Source organism: Pseudoduganella albidiflava (genome assembly GCF_004322755.1).
GTDB classification, from domain to species: Bacteria; Pseudomonadota; Gammaproteobacteria; order Burkholderiales; family Burkholderiaceae_D; genus Rugamonas; species Rugamonas albidiflava.
Window position 1 is genome coordinate 3,046,916 of the sequence record NZ_CP036401.1, and the last position, 19,750, is coordinate 3,066,665.

The window sequence follows — 19,750 nt, forward strand, 5'->3', positions numbered from 1 at the left end:
ACATGCCTGCAATCCCGTATCCCGGCGCGGCTGCCGGGTGCGCGTGGCGCCCTTCAGCCTTCGTGCAGCGCGCGTGCCGCGGCCAGGAACGACGCCGGCGAAACGTCCGGCAGCGCGATCGCGCGGGCGCGCTCGAATTGGGTGAAATTGCGGTGGATCGAGCGCGTGTAGGCCGGGTCGTAGTGATCGACCAGCAGTTCGTCGACCAGTTCCGGCATGCGCCCGTCGAGGGCCATCTGCTGCCACTTGGTGATCCGTTCCTTGCCGTGCAGGTCGGTCAGGTAGGACAGCTGCGTGTTCAGCGCCGGCGCGTTGCAGGCGAAGTGCTGGTAATCCTCGATCAGCAGCTGCACGCGGTGCTCGCGCGCCACTTCCAGCGCGATGCACGGCGAAGCGCGCATCCGTTCCATCAGGGCGGCGGGCACGCGCAGCGCGCCCACCTTCTTGCTTTCCGATTCCACGAACACGGGCAGGGCGGGGTCGAAGCGGCGCAGCCGGTCCCAGATCGACGTCTCGAACGCCTTTTGCGTGGGTTGCGGCTGGCAGGGCATGTTGCCCAGTACAGAACCGCGGTGAACGGCCAGCTGCTCCAGGTCCAGGACCTGGGCGCCGACCGCCTCCAGCGTGTCCAGCAGCCGCGTCTTGCCGCTGCCGGTGGTGCCGCAGATCACGCGGAAGTCCAGTTCCGGCGCCTGTTCCAGCTCCGCGTTCACGCGGTTGCGGAACGCCTTGTAGCCGCCCTCGAGCTGCACCACGGGCCAGCCGATCTTCGCCAGGATGTGCGCCATCGAACCGCTGCGGTTGCCGCCGCGCCAGCAGTAGACCAGCGGGGTCCACTCGCGCGGCTTGTCGTGCCACAGCGTGTCGATGTGATGGGCGATATTGGCCGCCACCATCGGTGCGCCCACCTTCTTGGCCTCGAACGGGCCGGCCTGCTTGTACAGCGTGCCCACCACGATGCGCTGCTCGTCGTCGAGCACCGGGCAGTTGATCGCGTTCGGCAGGTGGTCGAGCGCGAATTCGGCCGGCGTGCGCGCGTCGATGATCGTGTCGAACTGGTCGAGCCGCGCCAGCACGTCGCCGATGGGGAGGATTTCGGGATACTTCATTTCGTCCTTAGGATGGGCTGCAGGTGCGGCCAGATGTTGTTCAGGATGATCGGATGGGCGCTGGCCAGCGGGTGAATGCGGTCGGCCTGGAACAGGTCCATCTTCTCGGCCACGCCGTCGAGCATGAAGGGCGCCAGGCCCACCTTCTCATCGCGGCTGATGGCCTGGTACATGGCGAAGAATTTCTCCGAATAATCGCGGCCATAGTTCGGCGGGATGCGGATGCCCACCAGCAGCACGCGTGCGCCGGCGTCACGTGCCTGCTTCACCATGGCCCGCAGGTTGCTGTCGGCGGACGGCACCGGCAAGCCGCGCAAGCCGTCGTTGGCACCCAGTTCGAGCACCACGTAGTCGGGCCGGTGCTTCTTCAGGAGCGCCGGCAGCCGGGTGCGGCCGCCGCTGGTGGTCTCGCCGCTGACACTGGCGTTGACGATGCGGATATCGAGCTTCTGCGCCTGCAGCTTGCGCTCGAGCAGCGCCACCCAGCCGGTGCCGCGCGCCAGGCCGTACTCGGCCGACAGGCTGTCGCCCACCACGAGCAGCGTTTTTGGGGCAGAATAGGCGCTCGCCGGGCTGCCCCACAGCAGCAGCATGGCGCTGAGGCACACGCAGAACCGCGAACCGATTTTACTTACCAAGATGTTCTTCACCAGGATGTTCCTGACTAACCCAAGCATACCTTTGCCAAGCAGACCTTCGACCATGCCAGATTTTCCTCACGCGACCAGCAACTTCATTCCAGACTCGCCTGCCTCGGATGCAAACGGGGCGCATGCCACGCATGCTTCCGCCGGCGCCGCCGCGATCGCGGTAACGGGCCTGACCAAGCGCGTGGCCGATGCAAGCGGCGAGCTGACCATTTTGCACAGAGTGGATTTTACCGTGCAAAAGGGACAGACGCTGGCAATCGTGGGCGCATCCGGATCGGGCAAGTCCACGCTCCTCGGCTTGCTGGCCGGTCTCGATACGCCGAGCGGCGGCAAGGTGCTGATCGACGGCACCGATATCTTCGCGCTCGACGAGGATGGCCGCGCCGCGCTGCGTAAGGCCAAGCTGGGGTTCGTGTTCCAGTCGTTCCAGCTGTTGCCGCACCTGACGGCGGTGGAAAACGTGATGCTGCCGCTGGAACTTGCCGGCGATGGCGATGCGCGGCCCAAGGCCGAGGCGATGCTGGGGCGCGTGGGGCTGTCCAGCCGGCTCAGGCACTATCCGAAGTACCTGTCCGGCGGCGAGCAGCAGCGCGTGGCGCTGGCGCGCGCCTTCGTCACGCAGCCGCCGCTGCTGCTGGCCGACGAGCCCACCGGCAGCCTCGATGCGGCCACCGGCGAAGCCGTGATCGCGCTGATGTTCGAACTCAATCGCGAGCACGGTTCCACGCTGGTGCTGGTCACGCACGACCCGGCCATGGCGGCCCGCTGCGGGCGCACGATCACGATCGCCGCCGGGCGACTGGTGTAATCAGCGCGAGTGCGGTGTCTCTGCCTGGTCGCGCTGCTGGGCGACCAGGCGGTTCAGCGCCACGCGGACGGTCGGGATCAGTTCACCCGCCGTCAGGCCGATCGGGCCGGCGCCTTCGGCCACCAGCATGTCCGCCGCGATGCCGTGCAGCCAGACAGCCGCCAGTGCCGCTTCCCACCCGGGCCAGCCCTGTGCGAGCAGCGCGCCGGCCAGCCCCGCCAGCACATCGCCGGTGCCCGCCGTGGCCAGGCCCGCATTGCCGGTCTGGTTGATCACGAGCCGGCCATCCGGTGCCGCGATCACCGTGCCGGAGCCTTTCAGCACCACGCAGGCATTGAGCTTCCCGGCCAGCGTGCGCGCCGCCGCCAGGCGGTCCGCCTGCACGGTGCCGACCGGCGTATCGAGCAGGCGCGCCGCTTCCAGCGGATGCGGCGTCGCCAGCGTGGCCGCGCCCCGTTGCGCCACGGCGGCAAGCAGCGAGGGATCGGCGGCCAGCAGGTTCAGCGCATCGGCGTCGAGCAGCAGCGGCTGGTGCGACGCCACGGCGCTGGCCAGCAGCCGCGCCGCTTCGGCATCGCCGCCGAGGCCCGGCCCGGCCACCGTCACGCCGGCGGTATAGTCCACGTCGCGCGCGGCGCGGCACATCAGTTCCGGCTGGCCCGCGTCCACCACCAGCGGCTCGCCCGCGAAGCACAGGTAGACCCGCCCCGCGCCCGCGTGCAGCGCCGCGCGGCCGGCCAGCACGGGCGCACCCGCCATGCCCGGCGCGCCGCCCAGCACGAATACATTGCCGTAGCTGCCTTTATGGCTGTTGTGCCGCCGCGTGCGCGCCTGCCGTGCGAAGAATGCCGGATCGTTCAGGTGCATCGCCGCGGGCGGAAACAGGGCCGGCGCGAGGGCCAGGTCCGCCACCATGATGTCGCCGGCATGGTCGCGGCCATCGCAGGTATGCAGGCCCGGCTTGTCGCCGATGAAGGTGACGGTATGGGTGGCGTTCACCGCGCGGCCATGTGGGCCGACCACGCAGCCGGTATCCGCGTCGAGCCCGCTCGGCACGTCCAGCGCGAGCACGGGGCAGGCCAGCGCGTTGACGGCGTCGACCAGGCTGCCCGGCATGCGATCGAGCGGCCGCTGCAGGCCGATGCCGAACAGGCCGTCCACCACCAGGTTCCACGCGCCGGCGGCGATCGCCTCGGGCGCGAGGTCGACGAAGTGCGCCGGGCTGGCGCGGGCCCGTTCGAATGCCCGGTCCCGCTCGGGCGCCGTGGCGCCGCCGGGCGGGACGTGGATGATCGAGACGTGCGCGCCGCTGTTGGCCAGGTGCGCTGCGACCTCGAACGCGTCGCCGCCATTGTTGCCGGGTCCCGCCAGCACCAGCACCTGCGCCAGCGGCGTGGCGAACGGCAGCAGGTCGAGCGCCATGGCGGCGGCGGCCCGGCCGGCACGTTCCATCAGCATGCCTTCGGGCTGGCCGGCCGCGGCCAGGCGTTCGACCTCGCGGATCTGGGCAACGGTGTACAGGGGATTCATGGCCGCCTCGCACTGGAAAGAAGCCGATAGAATAGCGTTTTTCGCGCGCGGGGTGCGGCAATGGCGGGAGCGGGCATGGACTGGCAATTCTGGATCGATCGGGGCGGCACCTTCACGGACATCGTCGCGCGGCGGCCGGATGGCACGCTGGCCACCCACAAGCTGCTGTCGGAAAACCCGGAACGCTACCGGGATGCGGCGCTGGCCGGCATCCGCCACCTGCTGGGCCTTGCCGCGGACGAGGCCGTGCCATCCGGGCTGGTCGGTGCCGTCAAGATGGGCACGACGGTGGCCACCAATGCGCTGCTCGAGCGCAAGGGCGAGCCGACCGTGCTGGCCATCACGCGGGGCTTCGGCGACGCGCTGCGCATCGCCTACCAGAACCGGCCACGCCTGTTCGACCGCCATATCGTGCTGCCCGAACTGCTGTACGGGCATGTGATCGAGATCGATGAACGCATGGGCGCCCATGGCGAGGTGGTGGCACCGCTCGACGAAGCGGCGGCACGTGCCGCGCTGGGCGCGGCGTTCGACCAGGGTTATCGCGCGCTGGCGATCGTCTTCATGCATGGCTACCGCTTCACGCAGCACGAAGCCGCCGTGGCCCGCATTGCCGCGGAGCTGGGCTACAAGCAAGTCTCGGTGTCGCACCAGGCCAGTCCGCTGATGAAGCTGGTGGCGCGTGGCGACACCACCGTGGTCGACGCCTACCTGTCGCCCGTGCTGCGCCGCTATGTCGACGGAGTGGCCGCCGAACTGGCCGGCGTGAACCTGCAATTCATGCAGTCGAACGGCGGCCTGGCCGATGCGCTGGCGTTCCAGGGCAAGGACAGCATCCTGTCCGGCCCCGCCGGCGGCATCGTCGGCATGGTGCGGGCCAGCCGGCTGGCCGGTTTCGACAAGGTGATCGGCTTCGACATGGGGGGTACTTCCACCGACGTATCCCATTACGCCGGCGAGTTCGAACGCGTGTTCGAGACCCAGGTGGCCGGCGTGCGCATGCGCGCGCCGATGATGAGCATCCACACGGTGGCGGCCGGCGGCGGCTCGATCCTGCATTTCGACGGCAGCCGCCTGCGGGTGGGCCCGGACAGCGCCGGCGCCGATCCCGGCCCCGCCAGCTACCGGCGCGGCGGGCCGCTGGCGGTGACCGACTGCAACGTCATGCTGGGCAAGATCCAGCCGGAAGAATTCCCCCATGTGTTCGGGCCGGACGGCGACCAGCCGCTCGATGCGGCCACGGTGCGCACCCGTTTTGCCGCACTGGCGAACGAGATCGCCAGTGCGCGCGGCACGGCGACCACCCCGGAACAGGTGGCGGCCGGATTCATCGAGATCGCGGTGGGCAACATGGCGAACGCGATCAAGCAGATCTCCGTGCAGCGCGGCCACGACGTCACCGACTACGCGCTGACCAGTTTCGGCGGCGCCGGCGGCCAGCATGCCTGCCTGGTAGCCGATGCGCTGGGCATGAAGACCGTGTTCATCCACTCGCTGGCCGGCGTGCTGTCGGCCTATGGCATGGGGCTGGCGGACCAGGTGGCGATGCGCGAGCGCGCCGTCGAGGCCCGGCTGGAAGGCGGCATGCTGCCTGCGCTGGCCGCCACGCTGGAGGTACTGGCCGACGACGCGTGCGGCGAGCTGCGTCGGCAGGGCGTCGACGTGGACCGCATTGTCCTGGTGCGGCGCGTGCACCTGCGCTATGAAGGCACCGACTCGGCACTGGTCGTGCTGCACGGCGACGAGGCGGCCATGCGCGAGCAGTTCACCCAGGCGTACAGGAAGCGCTTTTCATTCCTGATGCCGGACCGCGCACTGGTCGTCGAGGCGGTATCGGTCGAAGCGATCGGCCGGTCCGATGCGCCGGCGGAGGTGGTGCCGGAGCAGGCGCCGCGCGACGGGGCGGCGCGGGCCCATCGGCAGGTGCCGATGTACAGCGCCGGCGCCTGGCGCGATACCGGCTTGTACCACCGCGCCGACCTGCGCATCGGCGACGTGCTGCGCGGCCCGGCCATCATCGCGGAGGCCAATGCCACCACCGTCGTCGAGGCGGGCTGGCAGGCGCAGGTGACGCCGCAGGATCACCTGGTGCTCACGCGCGTCGAGGCGCTGCCGGCGCGCCGGGCGATCGGCACCACGGCCGATCCGGTGATGCTGGAAATCTTCAACAACCTGTTCATGTCGATCGCCGAGCAGATGGGGTTGCGGTTGCAGAACACGGCGCACTCGGTGAACATCAAGGAACGCCTGGACTTTTCCTGCGCGATCTTCGATGGCGACGGCAACCTGATCGCCAACGCGCCGCACATGCCGGTGCACCTGGGCTCGATGGGCGAGAGCATCAAGCGCGTCATGCATGCCAACGCCGGCGCGATGCGCCCCGGCGACGTGTACATGCTGAACGATCCGTACAACGGCGGCACGCACCTGCCCGATGTCACGGTCATCACGCCGGTCTTCGACGAGGCCGGCACCGGGATCCTGTTCTACGTGGGGTCGCGCGGCCACCACGCCGATATCGGCGGCACCACGCCGGGCTCGATGCCGCCGGACTCGCGCACCATCGACGAGGAGGGCGTGCTCATCGATAACTTCAAGCTGGTCGCCGCGGGCGTGCTGCGCGAAGCCGAGACGCGCGCGCTGCTGGCGGGCGGGCTCCATCCGGCCCGCAACCCGGACCAGAACCTGGCCGACCTGCGCGCGCAGGTCGCGGCCAACCAGAAAGGCGTCGAGGAGCTGCACCGGATGGTGGCCCATTTCGGCCTGGACGTGGTGCGCGCCTACATGGGCCACGTGCAGGACAACGCGGAGGAAGCGGTGCGGCGCGTGATCGGCGCGCTGCGCGATGGCGCCTTCACGGTGGACCTGGACAACGGCGCGCGCATCCGCGTGAGTGTGACGGTCGACGCGGCGGCGCGCAGCGCCACGATCGATTTCACGGGCACCTCGCCCCAGCTCGAGAACAACTTCAACGCTCCGTCGGCCGTGTGCATGGCGGCCGTGCTGTACGTGTTCCGCACCCTGGTGGACGACGATATCCCGCTGAACGCCGGCTGCCTGAAACCGCTGCGCGTGATCATTCCGCCCGGTTCGATGCTCAACCCCCAATATCCGGCGTCGGTCGTCTCCGGCAATGTCGAAACGTCGACCTGCATCACGAACGCGCTGTATGGCGCGCTGGGCGTGATGGCGGCCGCGCAGGGCACGATGAACAATTTCACGTTCGGCGGCAGCCGCCACCAGTACTACGAGACGATCAGCGGCGGTTCGGGCGCTGGCAAGGGCTTCCACGGCACCGATGTGGTGCAGACCAACATGACCAACTCGCGCCTGACGGACCCGGAGATCCTGGAGTTCCGCTTCCCGGTGCGCCTGGACAGCTACGCGATCCGGCATGGCTCCGGCGGCGCGGGGCGCTGGCACGGCGGCAATGGCGCGGTGCGCCGCGTGCGCTTCCTGGAACCGATGACGGCGGCGATCCTGTCGAACAACCGTGTCCACGCACCGTTCGGCATGGCCGGCGGCGCGCCCGGCGCGACCGGCAGGAACAGCGTGGAGCGCGCCGATGGCGGCGTCGAGGTACTGGGCCACATCGGCAAGACGCTGATGATGCCGGGCGACGTGTTCGTCATTGAAACGCCGGGCGGCGGCGGTTACGGCACGCCGGAGTAACGCTCAGGGCGGGTCGCCCCCGTCGCCCGCGTCGTCCGCGCCGCGCGCCGGCGGCTGCACCTTGATGCCCCGGCGTGCCAGTGCTTCGCGCAGCAGGAATTCGATTTCCGCATTCACGCTGCGCAGGTCGTTCGCGGCCAGGCGTTGCAGCTCGGCCCACAATGCCGGGTCGATCCGCAACGGAAAGGCTTTTTTACCGGGACTTGCCATGGTTTCTGCTTTGGTCTTTCAGGGCATGGATGTGGCTCAGCCAGGCTGGCGCCGTGGTTCGGCTTGTTTATTCGGCCCGGCCAGCGGGTCGGTCAGCGGGTCGGTCAGCGGGTTGGTCAGCGGGTTGGTCAGCGGGTTGGTCAGTTATACAGCGTGCCCGCATTGATGATCGGCTGCGCGTTCTGGTCCGAGCACAGCACCACCAGCAGGTTGCTGACCATCGCCGCCTTGCGCTCCGGGTCGAGTTCGACGATGTCGCGCTCGGCCAGCGCCTTCAGCGCCGCATCCACCATGGTCACGGCGCCGTGCACGATCTTGGCGCGCGCGCTGATGATGGCCTCGGCCTGCTGGCGGCGCAGCATGACCTGGGCGATCTCCGCCGCATAGGCAAGGTGCGTGAGCTTGGCATCCACGGTTTCCACGCCCGCCGCCTCGAAACGCGCCTGCAGCTCGGCGCGCAGTGCCAGCGCCACTTCGTTGGCGCCGGCCCGCAGCGTGGTTTCGCCCGCCGCCAGGTCGTCCGCCTCGTCATACGCATATTGCGATGCCAGGTGGCGCAGCGCCGCCTCGGCCTGGATCGACACGTAGCGCTCGAAATCGTCCACCTCGAACACGGCCTGCGCCGTGTCCCGCACGCGCCAGACCACGGCGGCGCCGATCTCGATCGGATTGCCGCGCTTGTCGTTGACCTTCAGCGTGGCCACGTTCAGGTTGCGCGCGCGTACCGTCAGCTTGCGCTTGCGGTACAGGGGAAACGCCCAGCGCAGTCCTTCGCTGCGGTCGGTCCCCACGTATCTGCCGAACAGCGTGAGGATCGCGGTCTCGTTCGGCTGCAGCATGTACAGGCCCGCGGCGAGGAAGACGCCGACCACGATCAGCACGATACCGGGCAGCAGCAGGAAGCCCCGCAGCGCGAGTGCCCCGGCGATCACGAGCAGCACGCCGCCGGCGGCCGCCAGGTAGCCGTTGATCGAGGTGAAGCGCGTTTCCTGGCAGGCTTCCTGCCGAAACTGTGCAGCCATGCTGTTCTCCCTGTGGATATTCGGTTATATTAAAGTGATATCACTTTAAGATCTCCGGTGCGCGCGTGTCAAGGACTGCCGCTCATCGGCATGAGCGACTGGACCGCCGTGAGTTTTCGAGAGAATGGCGGCACGGGTGCGCCGCTACAATGACGCGCCGGCATGGCCGGCCCCAATGTCGACAAGGAGGAGCATGAGTCCCAGCAGGAGCATGAATCCCGGTGTTGCCGATCTCGGCCGCATCCTGTATGAGCCCGGCGCAGTCTTCGCCGGCTTGAAGACTCGCCACAGCGCGTGGCTGCCGCTGCTGGCCTTCCTCGTCCTGCAATCGGCGGTGGCGTACTGGTGGGTGGCCACGGCGGATTTCGCCTGGCAGCGCCAGCAGATGACGGCCGGTGTTCCGGGCCTGGCGCCGCAGGGACAGGCTGCGCTGGAAACGACCATCGCGCCGACACCGATGATGATCACCCTGCAGCTCGGGCTGGTGTTCGGCACGCTGGCCGCCTATGCTGTGCAGGCCTGCTATTTCCTGGTGGCCGGCAAGGCGCTGGATGCCGACGTCCGCCTGCGCCAGTGGTTTGCTTTCGTCAGCTGGGTGAATGTACCGAAGCTGCTGCTGTTGCCGCTGATGGCGCTGCAGATCGCCGTGTCGGACGGCCGCGTGACGCTGGAAGACCTGAACCTCGCATCGCTGGCCTCGCTGCTGCGCATGGACGAGGCCAATCCATGGCATGGCCTGGCCGCCGGGCTGGATTTCACCACGGTGTGGAGCATCGTACTGGCCACCATCGGCCTGCGTGTCTGGACCGGTTGCGGCGCGCGCGCCGCGGCCGTGACCGCGGTGTTGCCCTATGCCGTGATCTACGGCGTGTGGGCGGCATGGATCGTTCTTTTCTCCTGAGGCACCATGCAGCGTAAATGGATAGTGACGGCAGTGATCGCGGTTTGCCTGGCCGTGCCGGTGGCCATCCGGTTCATGGCCCCGCCGGCGGGCCGCGAAGTCGAGCTGACGAAAGTGGTGCCCCGTGAAATCCGCGCCACGGTCCTGGCGACCGGGCAGCTGGTGTTCCGGCAGGAAGTCCAGTTGTCGGCCGAAGTGATCGGCAAGGTGGCCGCCGTGCTGGTCAGCGAGGGCGACAGCGTGCGCAAGGGCCAGCCCCTGTTGCGGCTCGATCCCACCGTATACCTTGCCGAGGTGGCCCAGCAGGAAGCGAACCGGCGCAGCGCGTCGATCGCCATCGAGCGCGCGCAGATCAACCTGGCCAACCAGAAGCGGTCGCTGGACCGCGCGCAGCGGCTGTACCAGGCGAAGTTCATCGATATCTCCAGGCACGACGACGCGGTGCACCAGGCCGAGCTGGCCCAGGTGGAATTGCGCGCCAGCCGCGAGGCGCTGAGCCAGGCCGACGCGCTGCTGTCGCAGGCGCGCGAACGGCTGGCCAAGACCGAGGTGAGGGCGCCGATCGACGGTACCGTGACCGCATTGCCGATCAAGGTGGGCGAGACGGCGGTGGCCAGCACGACGGGGATCGCCGGCTCGTCGCTGATGACGATCGCCGACATGGGCGCCATCATCGCCGAAGTCAATGTCGATGAAGCCGATATCGCCCAGGTAGCGGTGGGCCAGCCGGCCCAGGTATTCCCGGCGGCTTATCCGGAACAGCCGATCGGCGGCAAGGTCGAGCAGATCGCGATGGCGCCGCGCGCCGCCCAGCCGGGCGCCACCGCCCAGGGCCGGAGCTACGTGGTCAAGCTGCGGCTCGACGAAACCCGGCCCGCGCTGCGCTCGGGCATGACGTCCCGCGTGGAAATCGCCGCCGGCGCCACCGTGAAGCGGCCGGCCATTCCGCTGCAGGCACTGCTCAATGATGGACAGGGCGGTGACCCAAAGGGCAATGAAGCAAAGGGCGCGCGTAGTGGAACCCAGGGCACTTACCACGTGTTCGCTGTGGAGAATGGCCGGGCGGTCCGGAAGGCCGTGCAGGTCGGCATGTCGGACGACACCAGCCAGGAAGTATTGAAGGGCCTCGCCGTGGGCGACACGGTGGCGATCGGCCCGGCCAGGGTATTGCGCGAGCTGAACGACGGCGATTCCGTCATTCCCGCGCCGGCCAGCCCGGCGGCGGCCGGGAACACGCCCGTCACGGCAGCAAAGCCGGCGGCTGCGGGGAGCGCGCGGTGATCCGCCTGAAGGGGCTGTGCAAGCAGTACCGGATGGGCGACCAGACCGTGCACGCGCTGCGCGATATCGACCTGGCGATCGAACGCAACGAGCTGGTGGCGTTCATCGGCGCCTCGGGCTCGGGCAAGTCGACGATGATGAGCATCATCGGCTGCCTGGACCGGCCCAGCAGCGGCGAATTCCAGCTCAACGGCAGCGACGTGGCGCAAATGGATGACGATGCGCTGGCCCGCGTGCGCAACCGCGAGATAGGCTTCATCTTCCAGAGCTTCCACCTGCTGCCGCGCATGACGGCGCTGGACAACGTGGCGCAGCCGCTGGTGTACCGTGGCATCGCCCCGGCGGCCCGCCGCGAGCTGGCGGCGCGGTCGCTGGAACGGGTAGGGCTGGAGTCACGCATGCACCACCGGCCGAACGAACTGTCCGGCGGCCAGCGGCAGCGCGTGGCGATCGCCCGCGCGCTGGTCGGCTCGCCGGCGCTGCTGCTGGCGGACGAACCGACCGGCAACCTGGACTCGGCCACCACGCGCGATATCCTCGCGCTGATCCACGAAGTGCACGAGGCGGGACAGACGGTGGTGATGGTGACGCACGAACCGGACATCGCGGCGCAATGCCGGCGCGTGGTGCGGCTGCAGGATGGGCGGATCGTGTCCGACACGGGCGATGGCGGCAACACCGGCAACGGCGTCTATGCCGGCAACCATCCCAATGCCGGCAACGGCGTGGCGGGGCCGGCATGATGCTGCTGCGGGAAAGCGTGCGGTCGGCACTGGCGTCGATCCGGGCGCACCGGCTGCGCAGTTTCCTCACGGCGCTGGGCATCATCATCGGCGTGGCTTCCGTGATCACGGTGATCTCGCTGATCCAGGGCCTGTCGAAAAGCGTTTCCGACCAGTTCTCCGGACTGGGCGGTACCAGCCTGACGATCCGCGCGCACAACGAGATGAAGGACCAGATGCGCGGCAAGATCAACTACCTGCGCCTGGAAGACGTGGAGCAGGTGCGCGTGCGCGGCGAGGGCATCCGTTACGTGAGCCCGGTGTTCTCGCCCGGCTTTTCGGAAGTGCGCTACATGAGTGCCTCGACCACGGCAAGGGTGCTGGCCACCTCGCCCAGCTACCAGGACGTGAACGGGCGCTATACGCGGCTGGGGCGTTTCATCAGCGAACCGGATGACGCGCGGGCGCGGCGCGTGGCCGTCATCGGCGAAGACCTGATCGCCGAGCTGCACCTGCCGGCCGACCCGGTGGGCAAGTTCATCCACTACGGCGGCGAGTGGTTCAAGATCGTCGGCGTGCAGGAAAAGCAGGGCGCCGTGTTCGGCATGTCGCAGGATAACCAGCTGATCATTCCATTCAACACGGGCCGCAGCATCCTCGGCAACAACCGCCGGCCCAACCTGTCGATCACGGTCGCCGTCAGCGAGCTGGCGGACCTGGACGCGACGATCAGCCAGCTGACCGGCGTGATGCGCACGGCGCACCGCCTGCGGCCGGGCCAGCCCAACGATTTCGAGATCGAGTCGGCCGAACAGCTGGCGCAGACCTTCGAGAAGATCAGCACGATGGTGACGCTGGTGATGGGCGGGGTGGTCGGCGTGGCGCTGCTGGTGGGCGGCATCGGCATCATGAACATCATGCTCGTGTCGGTGAAGGAGCGCACCCGGGAGATCGGCATCTGCAAGGCGCTCGGCGCGCGCAGCCGCGACATCATGGCCCAGTTCCTCGTCGAGGCGGTCATCCTGGCGACGCTGGGCGGCCTGATCGGGCTGGTGCTGGGCTACGTGCTGGGGGCCGTGATCGCCGGCCTGATCCCGGATTTCCCGCCGGCCGTGGTGCCATGGTGGGCGGTGGCGTTGTCGCTGATGTTTTCAGGTGGCGTCGGCATCGTGTTCGGCGTGATGCCGGCGCGGCAGGCGGCGCGGCTGGATCCCATCGAGGCGCTGCGCTACGAATAAATGCGGAGTAACTGCGGAGTAATCGCGGTGTAATCGCGGAGCAAGCGCGCCACGTGCGGCGGGTTCTATTTCTCGCTGGATACGATTGCTGCCGGGCCTGACTCGGCAACCCTCCCGGCTACCCTGTAAGTTACCCGTTGAAAGAGGTATAATGCCGGCAAATCAACCAGCCCATTCAGCGCTGGCGCACTTCGAGAGCCCGTGGTTTCCATTGCCGTGCCTACTTTCTTCTTAATCCGCAGCCCCGCTGCACCGACTCGCTCCCAACCATGTTGATACTCCCGGGCTCCAACGCCCTGTCCGCATTCCGTAGCCAGCGTCTTCTCACCCAACTGCAAGCCGTGCTGCCCGCCGTATCCGCGGTCCAGGCCCGGTACGTCCACTTTGTCGATACCCAGGCCGAGCTCTCCGCCGAGGATCGCGCACGCCTGGACGGCTTGCTGACCTACGGCGAACCGGCCCAGGCTGACGTCAGCGACGGCGCCGTCGAGTCGTTCGTGGTGATCCCCCGTTTCGGCACGATTTCGCCGTGGGCATCGAAGGCCACGGACATCGTGCACAACTGCGGCATGACGCACATCCACCGCGTCGAGCGTGGCGTGGCGTATCGGGTGGTGCTCAAGGGCGGCATCCTGGGCACCAGCCTGGGCGCCGCCAAGGGCCTGAATGCCGAGCAGGCGCAGGCCGTGGCCGCGCTGCTGCACGACCGCATGACGGAATCCGTGCTGCGCGACGCCAGCCAGGCGGCCGGCCTGTTCGGCAGCCTGGAAGGGAAGGCGCTGGAAACCGTGGACGTGCTGGGCCATGGCCGCGACGCGCTGGTGCGCGCCAATGCGGAACTGGGCCTGGCGATGTCGGACGACGAGATCGACTACCTGAACGATGCGTTCACGGCGGCGAAGCGCAATCCGACCGACGTGGAACTGATGATGTTCGCGCAGGCCAACTCGGAACACTGCCGCCACAAGATCTTCAACGCCGACTGGACCATCGACGGCGTGGCGCAGGACCGCTCGCTCTTCAAGATGATCAAGAACACGCACGAGAAGCAGCCGAAAGGCACGATCGTCGCGTATTCGGACAATTCGTCGATCATGGAAGGCGCCACTGTGACGCGCTTCTACCCGCGCGGCGAAGGCCATGAGTACGGCGCGTCCACGGAACTGATCCACACGCTGATGAAGGTGGAGACGCACAACCACCCGACCGCGATCTCTCCGTTCCCGGGCGCCTCCACGGGCGCCGGCGGCGAGATCCGCGACGAGGGCGCGACGGGCCGCGGCGCCAAGCCGAAGGCGGGCCTGGCCGGCTTCACCGTGTCGAACCTGATGCTGCCGGACGCCGTGCGGCCTTGGGAGAACGCGCAAGACGTGACCAGTGCGGTCACCGCGAAAGAGGGCGCCACCGCGGCGGCGTACGGCAAGCCGGAGCGCATCGCCTCGCCGCTGCAGATCATGATCGACGGCCCGCTGGGCGGCGCCGCGTTCTCGAACGAATTCGGCCGGCCGGTGCTGGGCGGCTACTTCCGCACCTATGAACAGAACGTCGGCCATGCCGTGTATGGCTACCACAAGCCGATCATGATCGCCGGCGGCATCGGCAACATCTCGGCGCAGCACACGCACAAGAACGATATCCCGGTCGGCAGCCTGCTGGTGCAGCTGGGCGGCCCGGGCATGCGCATCGGCATGGGCGGCTCGGCCGCCTCCTCGATGGCGACCGGTACCAACACGGCCGACCTGGATTTCGATTCCGTCCAGCGCGGCAATCCGGAAATGGAACGCCGCGCCCAGGAAGTAATCAACGGCTGCTGGCAGATGGGCGAACGCAACCCGATCATCTCGATCCACGACGTGGGTGCGGGCGGCCTGTCCAACGCCTTCCCGGAAATCACCAATGACGCCAAGCGCGGCGCGATCTTCGATTTGCGCAAGGTGCCGCTGGAAGAATCCGGCATGGCGCCGAAGGAAATCTGGTCCAACGAATCGCAGGAACGCTACGTGCTGGCGATCGCGCCGGACGACCTGGCGACCTTCCGCGCGCTGTGCGAACGCGAGCGCTGCCCGTTCGCCGTGGTCGGCACGGCCACCGAGGAACGCCAGCTGAAACTGATCGACCCGGAAACCGGTACCGATCCGGTGGACATGCCGATGGACGTGTTGCTGGGTAAACCGCCGAAGATGCACCGCGACGTGCAGCATGTCGAGCGCGCGTTCCCGGCGATCGACCTGACCGGCGTGGCGCTGGAAGAAGCGGCGCAGCGCGTGCTGCTGCAGCCGACCGTGGGCGACAAGAGCTTCCTGATCACCATTGGCGACCGCAGCGTGGGCGGCATGTCCGTGCGCGACCAGATGGTCGGGCCGTGGCAGGTGCCGGTGGGCGATTGCGCGGTGACCACGCTGTCGTACGAAGGCTACCTGGGCGAGGCGATGGCGATGGGCGAGCGCACGCCGCTGGCCGTGATCGGCGCGCCGGCATCGGGCCGCATGGCGGTGGGCGAGACGATCACGAACCTGGCGGCGGCGCCGATCGAGGATATCGCGTCGATCAAGCTGTCGGCGAACTGGATGGCCGCCTGCGGCCAGCCGGGGCAGGATGCCGCGCTGTTCGATACCGTGAAGGCGGTCGGCATGGACCTGTGCCCGGCGCTGGGCATCTCGATCCCGGTCGGCAAGGATTCGCTGTCGATGCGTACCACCTGGACGGACAACGGCGAGCAGAAGGCCGTGGTGTCGCCGGTGTCGCTGATCGTGTCGGGCTTCGCGCCCGTGTACGACGTGCGCAAGTCGCTGACGCCGCAGCTGCGCACCGACCTGGGCGACACGGCGATCATCGTCATCGACCTGGGCCGCGGCAAGAACCGCATGGGCGCATCGATCCTGTCGCAGGTGCTGGGTCAGCTGGGCAATGAGGTGCCGGACGTCGACAGCGCGGAAGACCTGAAGGCCTTCTTCGCCGCGATCCAGCAATTGAACCGGGATGGCAAGCTGCTGGCTTACCACGACCGGTCGGACGGCGGCCTGTACGCCACGTTGGTGGAGATGGCCTTTGCCGGCCGTGCCGGCCTGTCGATCAACCTCGACATGCTGACCCTGGAAGGCGAGCATGCGGCCGACTGGGGCGACGCCAAGAACTGGGCCAGCCAGGTGGGCGAGCGCCGCAACGAACTGACCCTGCGCGCGCTGTTCAGCGAAGAGCTGGGCGCCGTGATCCAGGTGCGCGCCGAGGAGAAGTCGGCCGTGATGGACGTGCTGCGCTCGTTCAACCTGGGCGCGTGCAGCCATATCATCGGCAAGCTGAACGACCGCGGCGTGATCGAATTCACGCGCGACGCAAAGCTGGTCTATGCCAAGCCGCGCGCCGAGCTGCACCGCCTGTGGAGCGAAACCAGCTGGCGTATCTCGCGCATGCGTGAAAACCCGGCCACGGCGGACCAGGAATACGACCGCCTGCTGGACGAGACGGATCCCGGCATGACGCCGAAGATCACCTTCGACCTGAACGACAACGTGGCGGCGCCGTTCCTGGCCACGGGTGTGCGGCCCCGTGTCGCCATCCTGCGCGAGCAGGGCGTCAACTCGCATATCGAAACGGCGTGGGTGATGCACCAGGCAGGCTTCGCCGCGATCGACGTGCACATGAGCGACCTGATCGCCGGACGCGTGAAGCTGGCCGATTTCCAGGGCGTGATCGCCGTCGGCGGCTTCTCGTATGGCGACGTGCTGGGCGCCGGCGAAGGCTGGGCCAAGTCGATCCTGTTCAACCCCGCGCTGTCGGACCAGTTCGCGCAATTCTTTGCCCGCACGGATACCTTCGGCCTGGGCATCTGCAACGGCTGCCAGATGATGAGCAACCTGAAGTCGATTATCCCGGGCGCCCAGGCGTGGCCGAAGTTCACGACCAACAAGTCGGAAAAGTTCGAAGCCCGTTTCGCGCTGGTCGAAGTGCTGGACTCGCCGTCGATCTTCTTCCAGGGCATGGCCGGCACGCAGACGCCGATCGCCATCGCGCACGGCGAGGGTTATGCGGACTTCAGCCAGACCGGCAAGCTCGACGAGGCGATCGCCGCGATGCGCTACGTGGACAACCGCGGCAATGCCACCGAAGCCTATCCGTTCAATCCGAACGGTTCGCCGCGCGGCATCACGTCGGTCACTACGCCGGACGGCCGCTTCACGGTGCTGATGCCGCACGCCGAGCGGGTGTTCCGCACCGTGCAGCATTCGTGGGCGCCGGATGGATGGAACGAGGATTCGCCGTGGATGCGGATGTTCCGCAATGCGCGCAAATACGTTGGCTGAGATAGATCGGCTAAGATGCGTCGGCAGGGATGCGTGGGCTGAAGTGCGCCGGCTGAACGGCCGGCGCCGCCTGAAAAGCCGGGCTTGCCCGGCTTTTTTACGCCTGCGGTGTGTACTGTCGCGTGGCAACAGTGCTAGGATTGCAACGTTCAACCGACCGCGACAGTGCGGCATTCACACCCTGGGAGTAGAAAATGAAGACCACGATCCGACAAACCCTTGCCCTGGCCGCGTTCGCGGTTGCCGCCCACGCGCAGGCAGCCGACGTCACGGTACCGATCCACGCGGTCGATGCGTCCGGCACCGGCAAGGCACTGGGCACCGTGACGATCTCGGAGACGGCCGGCGGCCTCACGTTCACGCCTTCGCTGGCCGGCCTGCCGCCGGGCGCGCGCGGCTTCCATGTCCATGCCAAGGGCGATTGCTCGCCGGCCGAGACGGATGGCAAGAAGGTGCCGGCGGGCGCGGCGGGCGGCCACCTGGACCCGCATGATACGAAGGCGCACCACGGCCCGGGCAACGCCGAGAAAGCCGGCCACGCCGGCGACTTGCCGCGCCTCGAAGTGGCGGCCGACGGATCGGCCAGGACGCCCGTGCAGGCGCCGCAGCTGAAGACGCTGGCGGACGTGAAAGGCCGTGCGCTGATGATCCACGCCGGCGGCGACAATTATGCCGACCAGCCCGCGCCACTGGGCGGTGGCGGTGCGCGCATCGCCTGCGGCGTGATCGGCGGCTGAGCCCCTTCGTCCGGCCAGCGATGAAGCCGGGCGATGCCCGGCTTTTTTTCGTGCCGCGAAACAGCCAGGACAGCTCAGCGCAGCCGGCACGCCAGTTCCGCGAACAGGCGCAGCAGCGCACGCAGGTACTCGGTTCGCCATGGACGCGCATCCTGCCGGGCCTGGCATGGCGGGCCATCGGCCCGCTGGCGGATCGGTTGCAGCATGTTCTTCCCCTCTCATGTATCGGTATTGGTGCGGTATATTGTCGGCGTGGCGCAGCGCATGGACAAACGAGTAATCTTGTGGGGAAGGTCAAGGAAAACTTATGCAGGCAGGGACATCGAACAAGACGCTGCGCAGTCTTTCCGGACTGATCGATTTCGACTGTGCCGCGCGCTGGGGCAGTTTCACGCTGGCGGCGCAGGAACTGCACAAGACGCCGGCGGCCATCAGCCTGCAGGTGAAGCAGCTCGAGGAAGCGGTGGGCTTCGCGCTGTTCGTGCGCCACCCGCGCCACATCACGCTGACGCCGAAAGGGCAGGAGCTCGCCGTGACGGTGGCGAAGATGCTACGCGAGCTGCGCACCAGGGTCGAGGCATTGCGCGGTGGCGACGAGGAGAACGTGGTGCGCGTGTCGACCACCCACACCTTCGCGATCAAGTTCCTGGCACCCCGGCTGGGCCGCTTCACGCTGCGCCATCCCGAACTCGACATCCGCCTCGACTCATGCGAGCGCCTGGTCGATGTCGAACACGAGGAAGTGGACCTGGCGATCCGCCATGGCACCATTACCGACCATCCCGCCGCGCTGTACCACGACCGGCTGGTCGCCGTGTACAGTCCGGCGCTGGTGGCGCCTGCCGGAGAAGATCTCACCCTGGCCGACCTGACGCGCTTCCCGCTGCTGTTCGACGAATCCACCGATGACTGGATCAGGTTGCTGCGCTCGCACGGCGTAACGGAAGGGCGCTTTGATTTCTCGCGAGGGTTCACCAACCTGGCGGTGACGGCGCAAGCGGCCATCGTCGGCCATGGCATCGCGCTGGTGCCGTATTCGCTCGTCTGCGACGACATCGACCGGGGCGTGTTGCGCCTGATGCGGGGCGCCAGCGTTTCCTACCCGGGCGGCTATTACTGGGTGCACGCGCCGCGCAAGGCAGTGTTGCCGAAGGTGGTGCGTTTTCGCAGCTGGGTCGAAGAGGAGGTGGCGCAGATGGAGCGCACGCTGCGCACGCGGATCGGCGATGGGCAGCCGGGTACGGCGTACCTGAATTCCTAGGCACGGTACTGCGGCGCACTGGCGACACGGCGCATTGCGGGCGCCGCGGCCCGCGGTGCGGCTGTACCATGTGCCAGCCACAACTTGCCAATGGCCACGTTATCAGGCATGATTGCCCGAATGACATCGCACCCGTCCACGCGTTCATCATCGCGTTCCCCCGATTGCATGGCCGTCTGGTCATCGGGGTTTGCACGCGCGTGCCAGTCGTTCTCCTCCCTTTCCTCCGCTTCCATTATTCGAATTAGCACGGGTCGCTGAGCTGCGGCGCTGCCGGTGCTCGGCGCCCCGCCATGCCGCGCGACCCA

15 protein-coding genes are annotated in these 19,750 nt (G+C 67.9%); 9 read left to right on the top strand and 6 right to left on the bottom strand.

All coding sequences use genetic code 11. From position 1 onward, the window contains the following. Nucleotides 1-53 precede the first annotated feature (53 nt). A complete protein-coding gene (gene mnmH / locus EYF70_RS12635; protein ID WP_131145718.1) occupies nucleotides 54-1,109 on the bottom strand; it encodes a tRNA 2-selenouridine(34) synthase MnmH in 1,056 nt (351 codons plus the stop codon). Further along, entirely contained in the window at nucleotides 1,106-1,702 is a 597-nt protein-coding gene (locus EYF70_RS12640) for an arylesterase (RefSeq protein WP_131149067.1), read from the bottom strand. The genes mnmH and EYF70_RS12640 overlap by 4 nt, the downstream gene beginning before the upstream one ends. A gap of 142 nt (nucleotides 1,703-1,844) precedes the next feature. Here EYF70_RS12640 and EYF70_RS12645 point away from each other — a divergent pair, with 142 nt between their 5' ends. After that, on the top strand, nucleotides 1,845-2,567 hold the full coding sequence (locus EYF70_RS12645) for an ABC transporter ATP-binding protein (RefSeq protein WP_371861736.1): 723 nt from the start codon (nucleotides 1,845-1,847) through the stop codon (nucleotides 2,565-2,567). Here EYF70_RS12645 and EYF70_RS12650 read toward each other — a convergent pair whose 3' ends face one another. Further along, complete coding sequence (locus tag EYF70_RS12650) at nucleotides 2,568-4,097, bottom strand: NAD(P)H-hydrate dehydratase (protein ID WP_131145720.1); 1,530 nt, start codon at nucleotides 4,095-4,097, stop codon at nucleotides 2,568-2,570. It abuts the gene before it with no gap. 75 nt (nucleotides 4,098-4,172) lie between these two features. Here EYF70_RS12650 and EYF70_RS12655 point away from each other — a divergent pair, with 75 nt between their 5' ends. After that, nucleotides 4,173-7,769, top strand: coding sequence for a hydantoinase B/oxoprolinase family protein (locus EYF70_RS12655; RefSeq protein ID WP_131145721.1), 3,597 nt, complete (start codon nucleotides 4,173-4,175; stop codon nucleotides 7,767-7,769). 3 nt (nucleotides 7,770-7,772) lie between these two features. On the opposite strand, the gene EYF70_RS12660 is transcribed toward EYF70_RS12655, so the two are convergent. Next, on the bottom strand, nucleotides 7,773-7,979 hold the full coding sequence (locus EYF70_RS12660; RefSeq protein WP_131145722.1) for a type II toxin-antitoxin system antitoxin: 207 nt from the start codon (nucleotides 7,977-7,979) through the stop codon (nucleotides 7,773-7,775). Between the two features lie 140 nt (nucleotides 7,980-8,119). Beyond that, entirely contained in the window at nucleotides 8,120-9,001 is an 882-nt protein-coding gene (locus EYF70_RS12665) for an SPFH domain-containing protein (protein WP_131145723.1), read from the bottom strand. Between the two features lie 193 nt (nucleotides 9,002-9,194). Between EYF70_RS12665 and EYF70_RS12670 the strand changes: the two genes are divergently transcribed. The 6 genes from EYF70_RS12670 to sodC all read left to right on the top strand — a co-directional run bounded on the left by EYF70_RS12670 (nucleotide 9,195) and on the right by sodC (nucleotide 18,181). Beyond that, nucleotides 9,195-9,902, top strand: coding sequence for a YIP1 family protein (locus EYF70_RS12670; protein ID WP_165497649.1), 708 nt, complete (start codon nucleotides 9,195-9,197; stop codon nucleotides 9,900-9,902). Between the two features lie 24 nt (nucleotides 9,903-9,926). Beyond that, nucleotides 9,927-11,183, top strand: coding sequence for an efflux RND transporter periplasmic adaptor subunit (locus EYF70_RS12675; RefSeq protein ID WP_165497650.1), 1,257 nt, complete (start codon nucleotides 9,927-9,929; stop codon nucleotides 11,181-11,183). Continuing rightward, on the top strand, nucleotides 11,180-11,926 hold the full coding sequence (locus EYF70_RS12680; protein ID WP_165497651.1) for an ABC transporter ATP-binding protein: 747 nt from the start codon (nucleotides 11,180-11,182) through the stop codon (nucleotides 11,924-11,926). The genes EYF70_RS12675 and EYF70_RS12680 overlap by 4 nt, the downstream gene beginning before the upstream one ends. Next, nucleotides 11,923-13,143 carry an ABC transporter permease gene (locus tag EYF70_RS12685; protein WP_165497652.1) on the top strand — a complete coding sequence of 407 codons (1,221 nt, stop codon included), beginning with the start codon at nucleotides 11,923-11,925 and terminating at the stop codon, nucleotides 13,141-13,143. The genes EYF70_RS12680 and EYF70_RS12685 overlap by 4 nt, the downstream gene beginning before the upstream one ends. A 269-nt stretch (nucleotides 13,144-13,412) precedes the next feature. Further along, entirely contained in the window at nucleotides 13,413-17,444 is a 4,032-nt protein-coding gene (gene purL, locus EYF70_RS12690; protein WP_131145727.1) for a phosphoribosylformylglycinamidine synthase, read from the top strand. Nucleotides 17,445-17,638: 194 nt separating this feature from the next. Then, a complete protein-coding gene (gene sodC / locus EYF70_RS12695) occupies nucleotides 17,639-18,181 on the top strand; it encodes a superoxide dismutase family protein (RefSeq protein WP_131145728.1) in 543 nt (180 codons plus the stop codon). Between the two features lie 74 nt (nucleotides 18,182-18,255). Here sodC and EYF70_RS31835 read toward each other — a convergent pair whose 3' ends face one another. Continuing rightward, nucleotides 18,256-18,387, bottom strand: a complete 132-nt coding sequence (locus EYF70_RS31835; protein ID WP_259772424.1) for a hypothetical protein — start codon at nucleotides 18,385-18,387, stop codon at nucleotides 18,256-18,258. Nucleotides 18,388-18,488: 101 nt separating this feature from the next. Between EYF70_RS31835 and EYF70_RS12700 the strand changes: the two genes are divergently transcribed. After that, complete coding sequence (locus EYF70_RS12700; RefSeq protein WP_131145729.1) at nucleotides 18,489-19,442, top strand: LysR substrate-binding domain-containing protein; 954 nt, start codon at nucleotides 18,489-18,491, stop codon at nucleotides 19,440-19,442. Nucleotides 19,443-19,750 lie beyond the last annotated feature (308 nt).

Bases quoted from the DNA above. Each gene is read 5' to 3' on its own strand.
- EYF70_RS31835 (WP_259772424.1), bottom strand. From the start codon at position 18,387: ATGCTGCAACCGATCCGCCAGCGGGCCGATGGCCCGCCATGCCAGGCC.
- EYF70_RS12700 (WP_131145729.1), top strand. From the start codon at position 18,489: ATGCAGGCAGGGACATCGAACAAGACGCTGCGCAGTCTTTCCGGACTG.
- EYF70_RS12670 (WP_165497649.1), top strand. From the start codon at position 9,195: ATGAGTCCCAGCAGGAGCATGAATCCCGGTGTTGCCGATCTCGGCCGC.
- EYF70_RS12640 (WP_131149067.1), bottom strand. From the start codon at position 1,702: ATGCTGCTGCTGTGGGGCAGCCCGGCGAGCGCCTATTCTGCCCCAAAA.
- EYF70_RS12650 (WP_131145720.1), bottom strand. From the start codon at position 4,097: ATGAATCCCCTGTACACCGTTGCCCAGATCCGCGAGGTCGAACGCCTG.
- mnmH (WP_131145718.1), bottom strand. From the start codon at position 1,109: ATGAAGTATCCCGAAATCCTCCCCATCGGCGACGTGCTGGCGCGGCTC.
- EYF70_RS12685 (WP_165497652.1), top strand. From the start codon at position 11,923: ATGATGCTGCTGCGGGAAAGCGTGCGGTCGGCACTGGCGTCGATCCGG.
- EYF70_RS12660 (WP_131145722.1), bottom strand. From the start codon at position 7,979: ATGGCAAGTCCCGGTAAAAAAGCCTTTCCGTTGCGGATCGACCCGGCA.
- purL (WP_131145727.1), top strand. From the start codon at position 13,413: ATGTTGATACTCCCGGGCTCCAACGCCCTGTCCGCATTCCGTAGCCAG.
- EYF70_RS12665 (WP_131145723.1), bottom strand. From the start codon at position 9,001: ATGGCTGCACAGTTTCGGCAGGAAGCCTGCCAGGAAACGCGCTTCACC.
- EYF70_RS12655 (WP_131145721.1), top strand. From the start codon at position 4,173: ATGGACTGGCAATTCTGGATCGATCGGGGCGGCACCTTCACGGACATC.
- sodC (WP_131145728.1), top strand. From the start codon at position 17,639: ATGAAGACCACGATCCGACAAACCCTTGCCCTGGCCGCGTTCGCGGTT.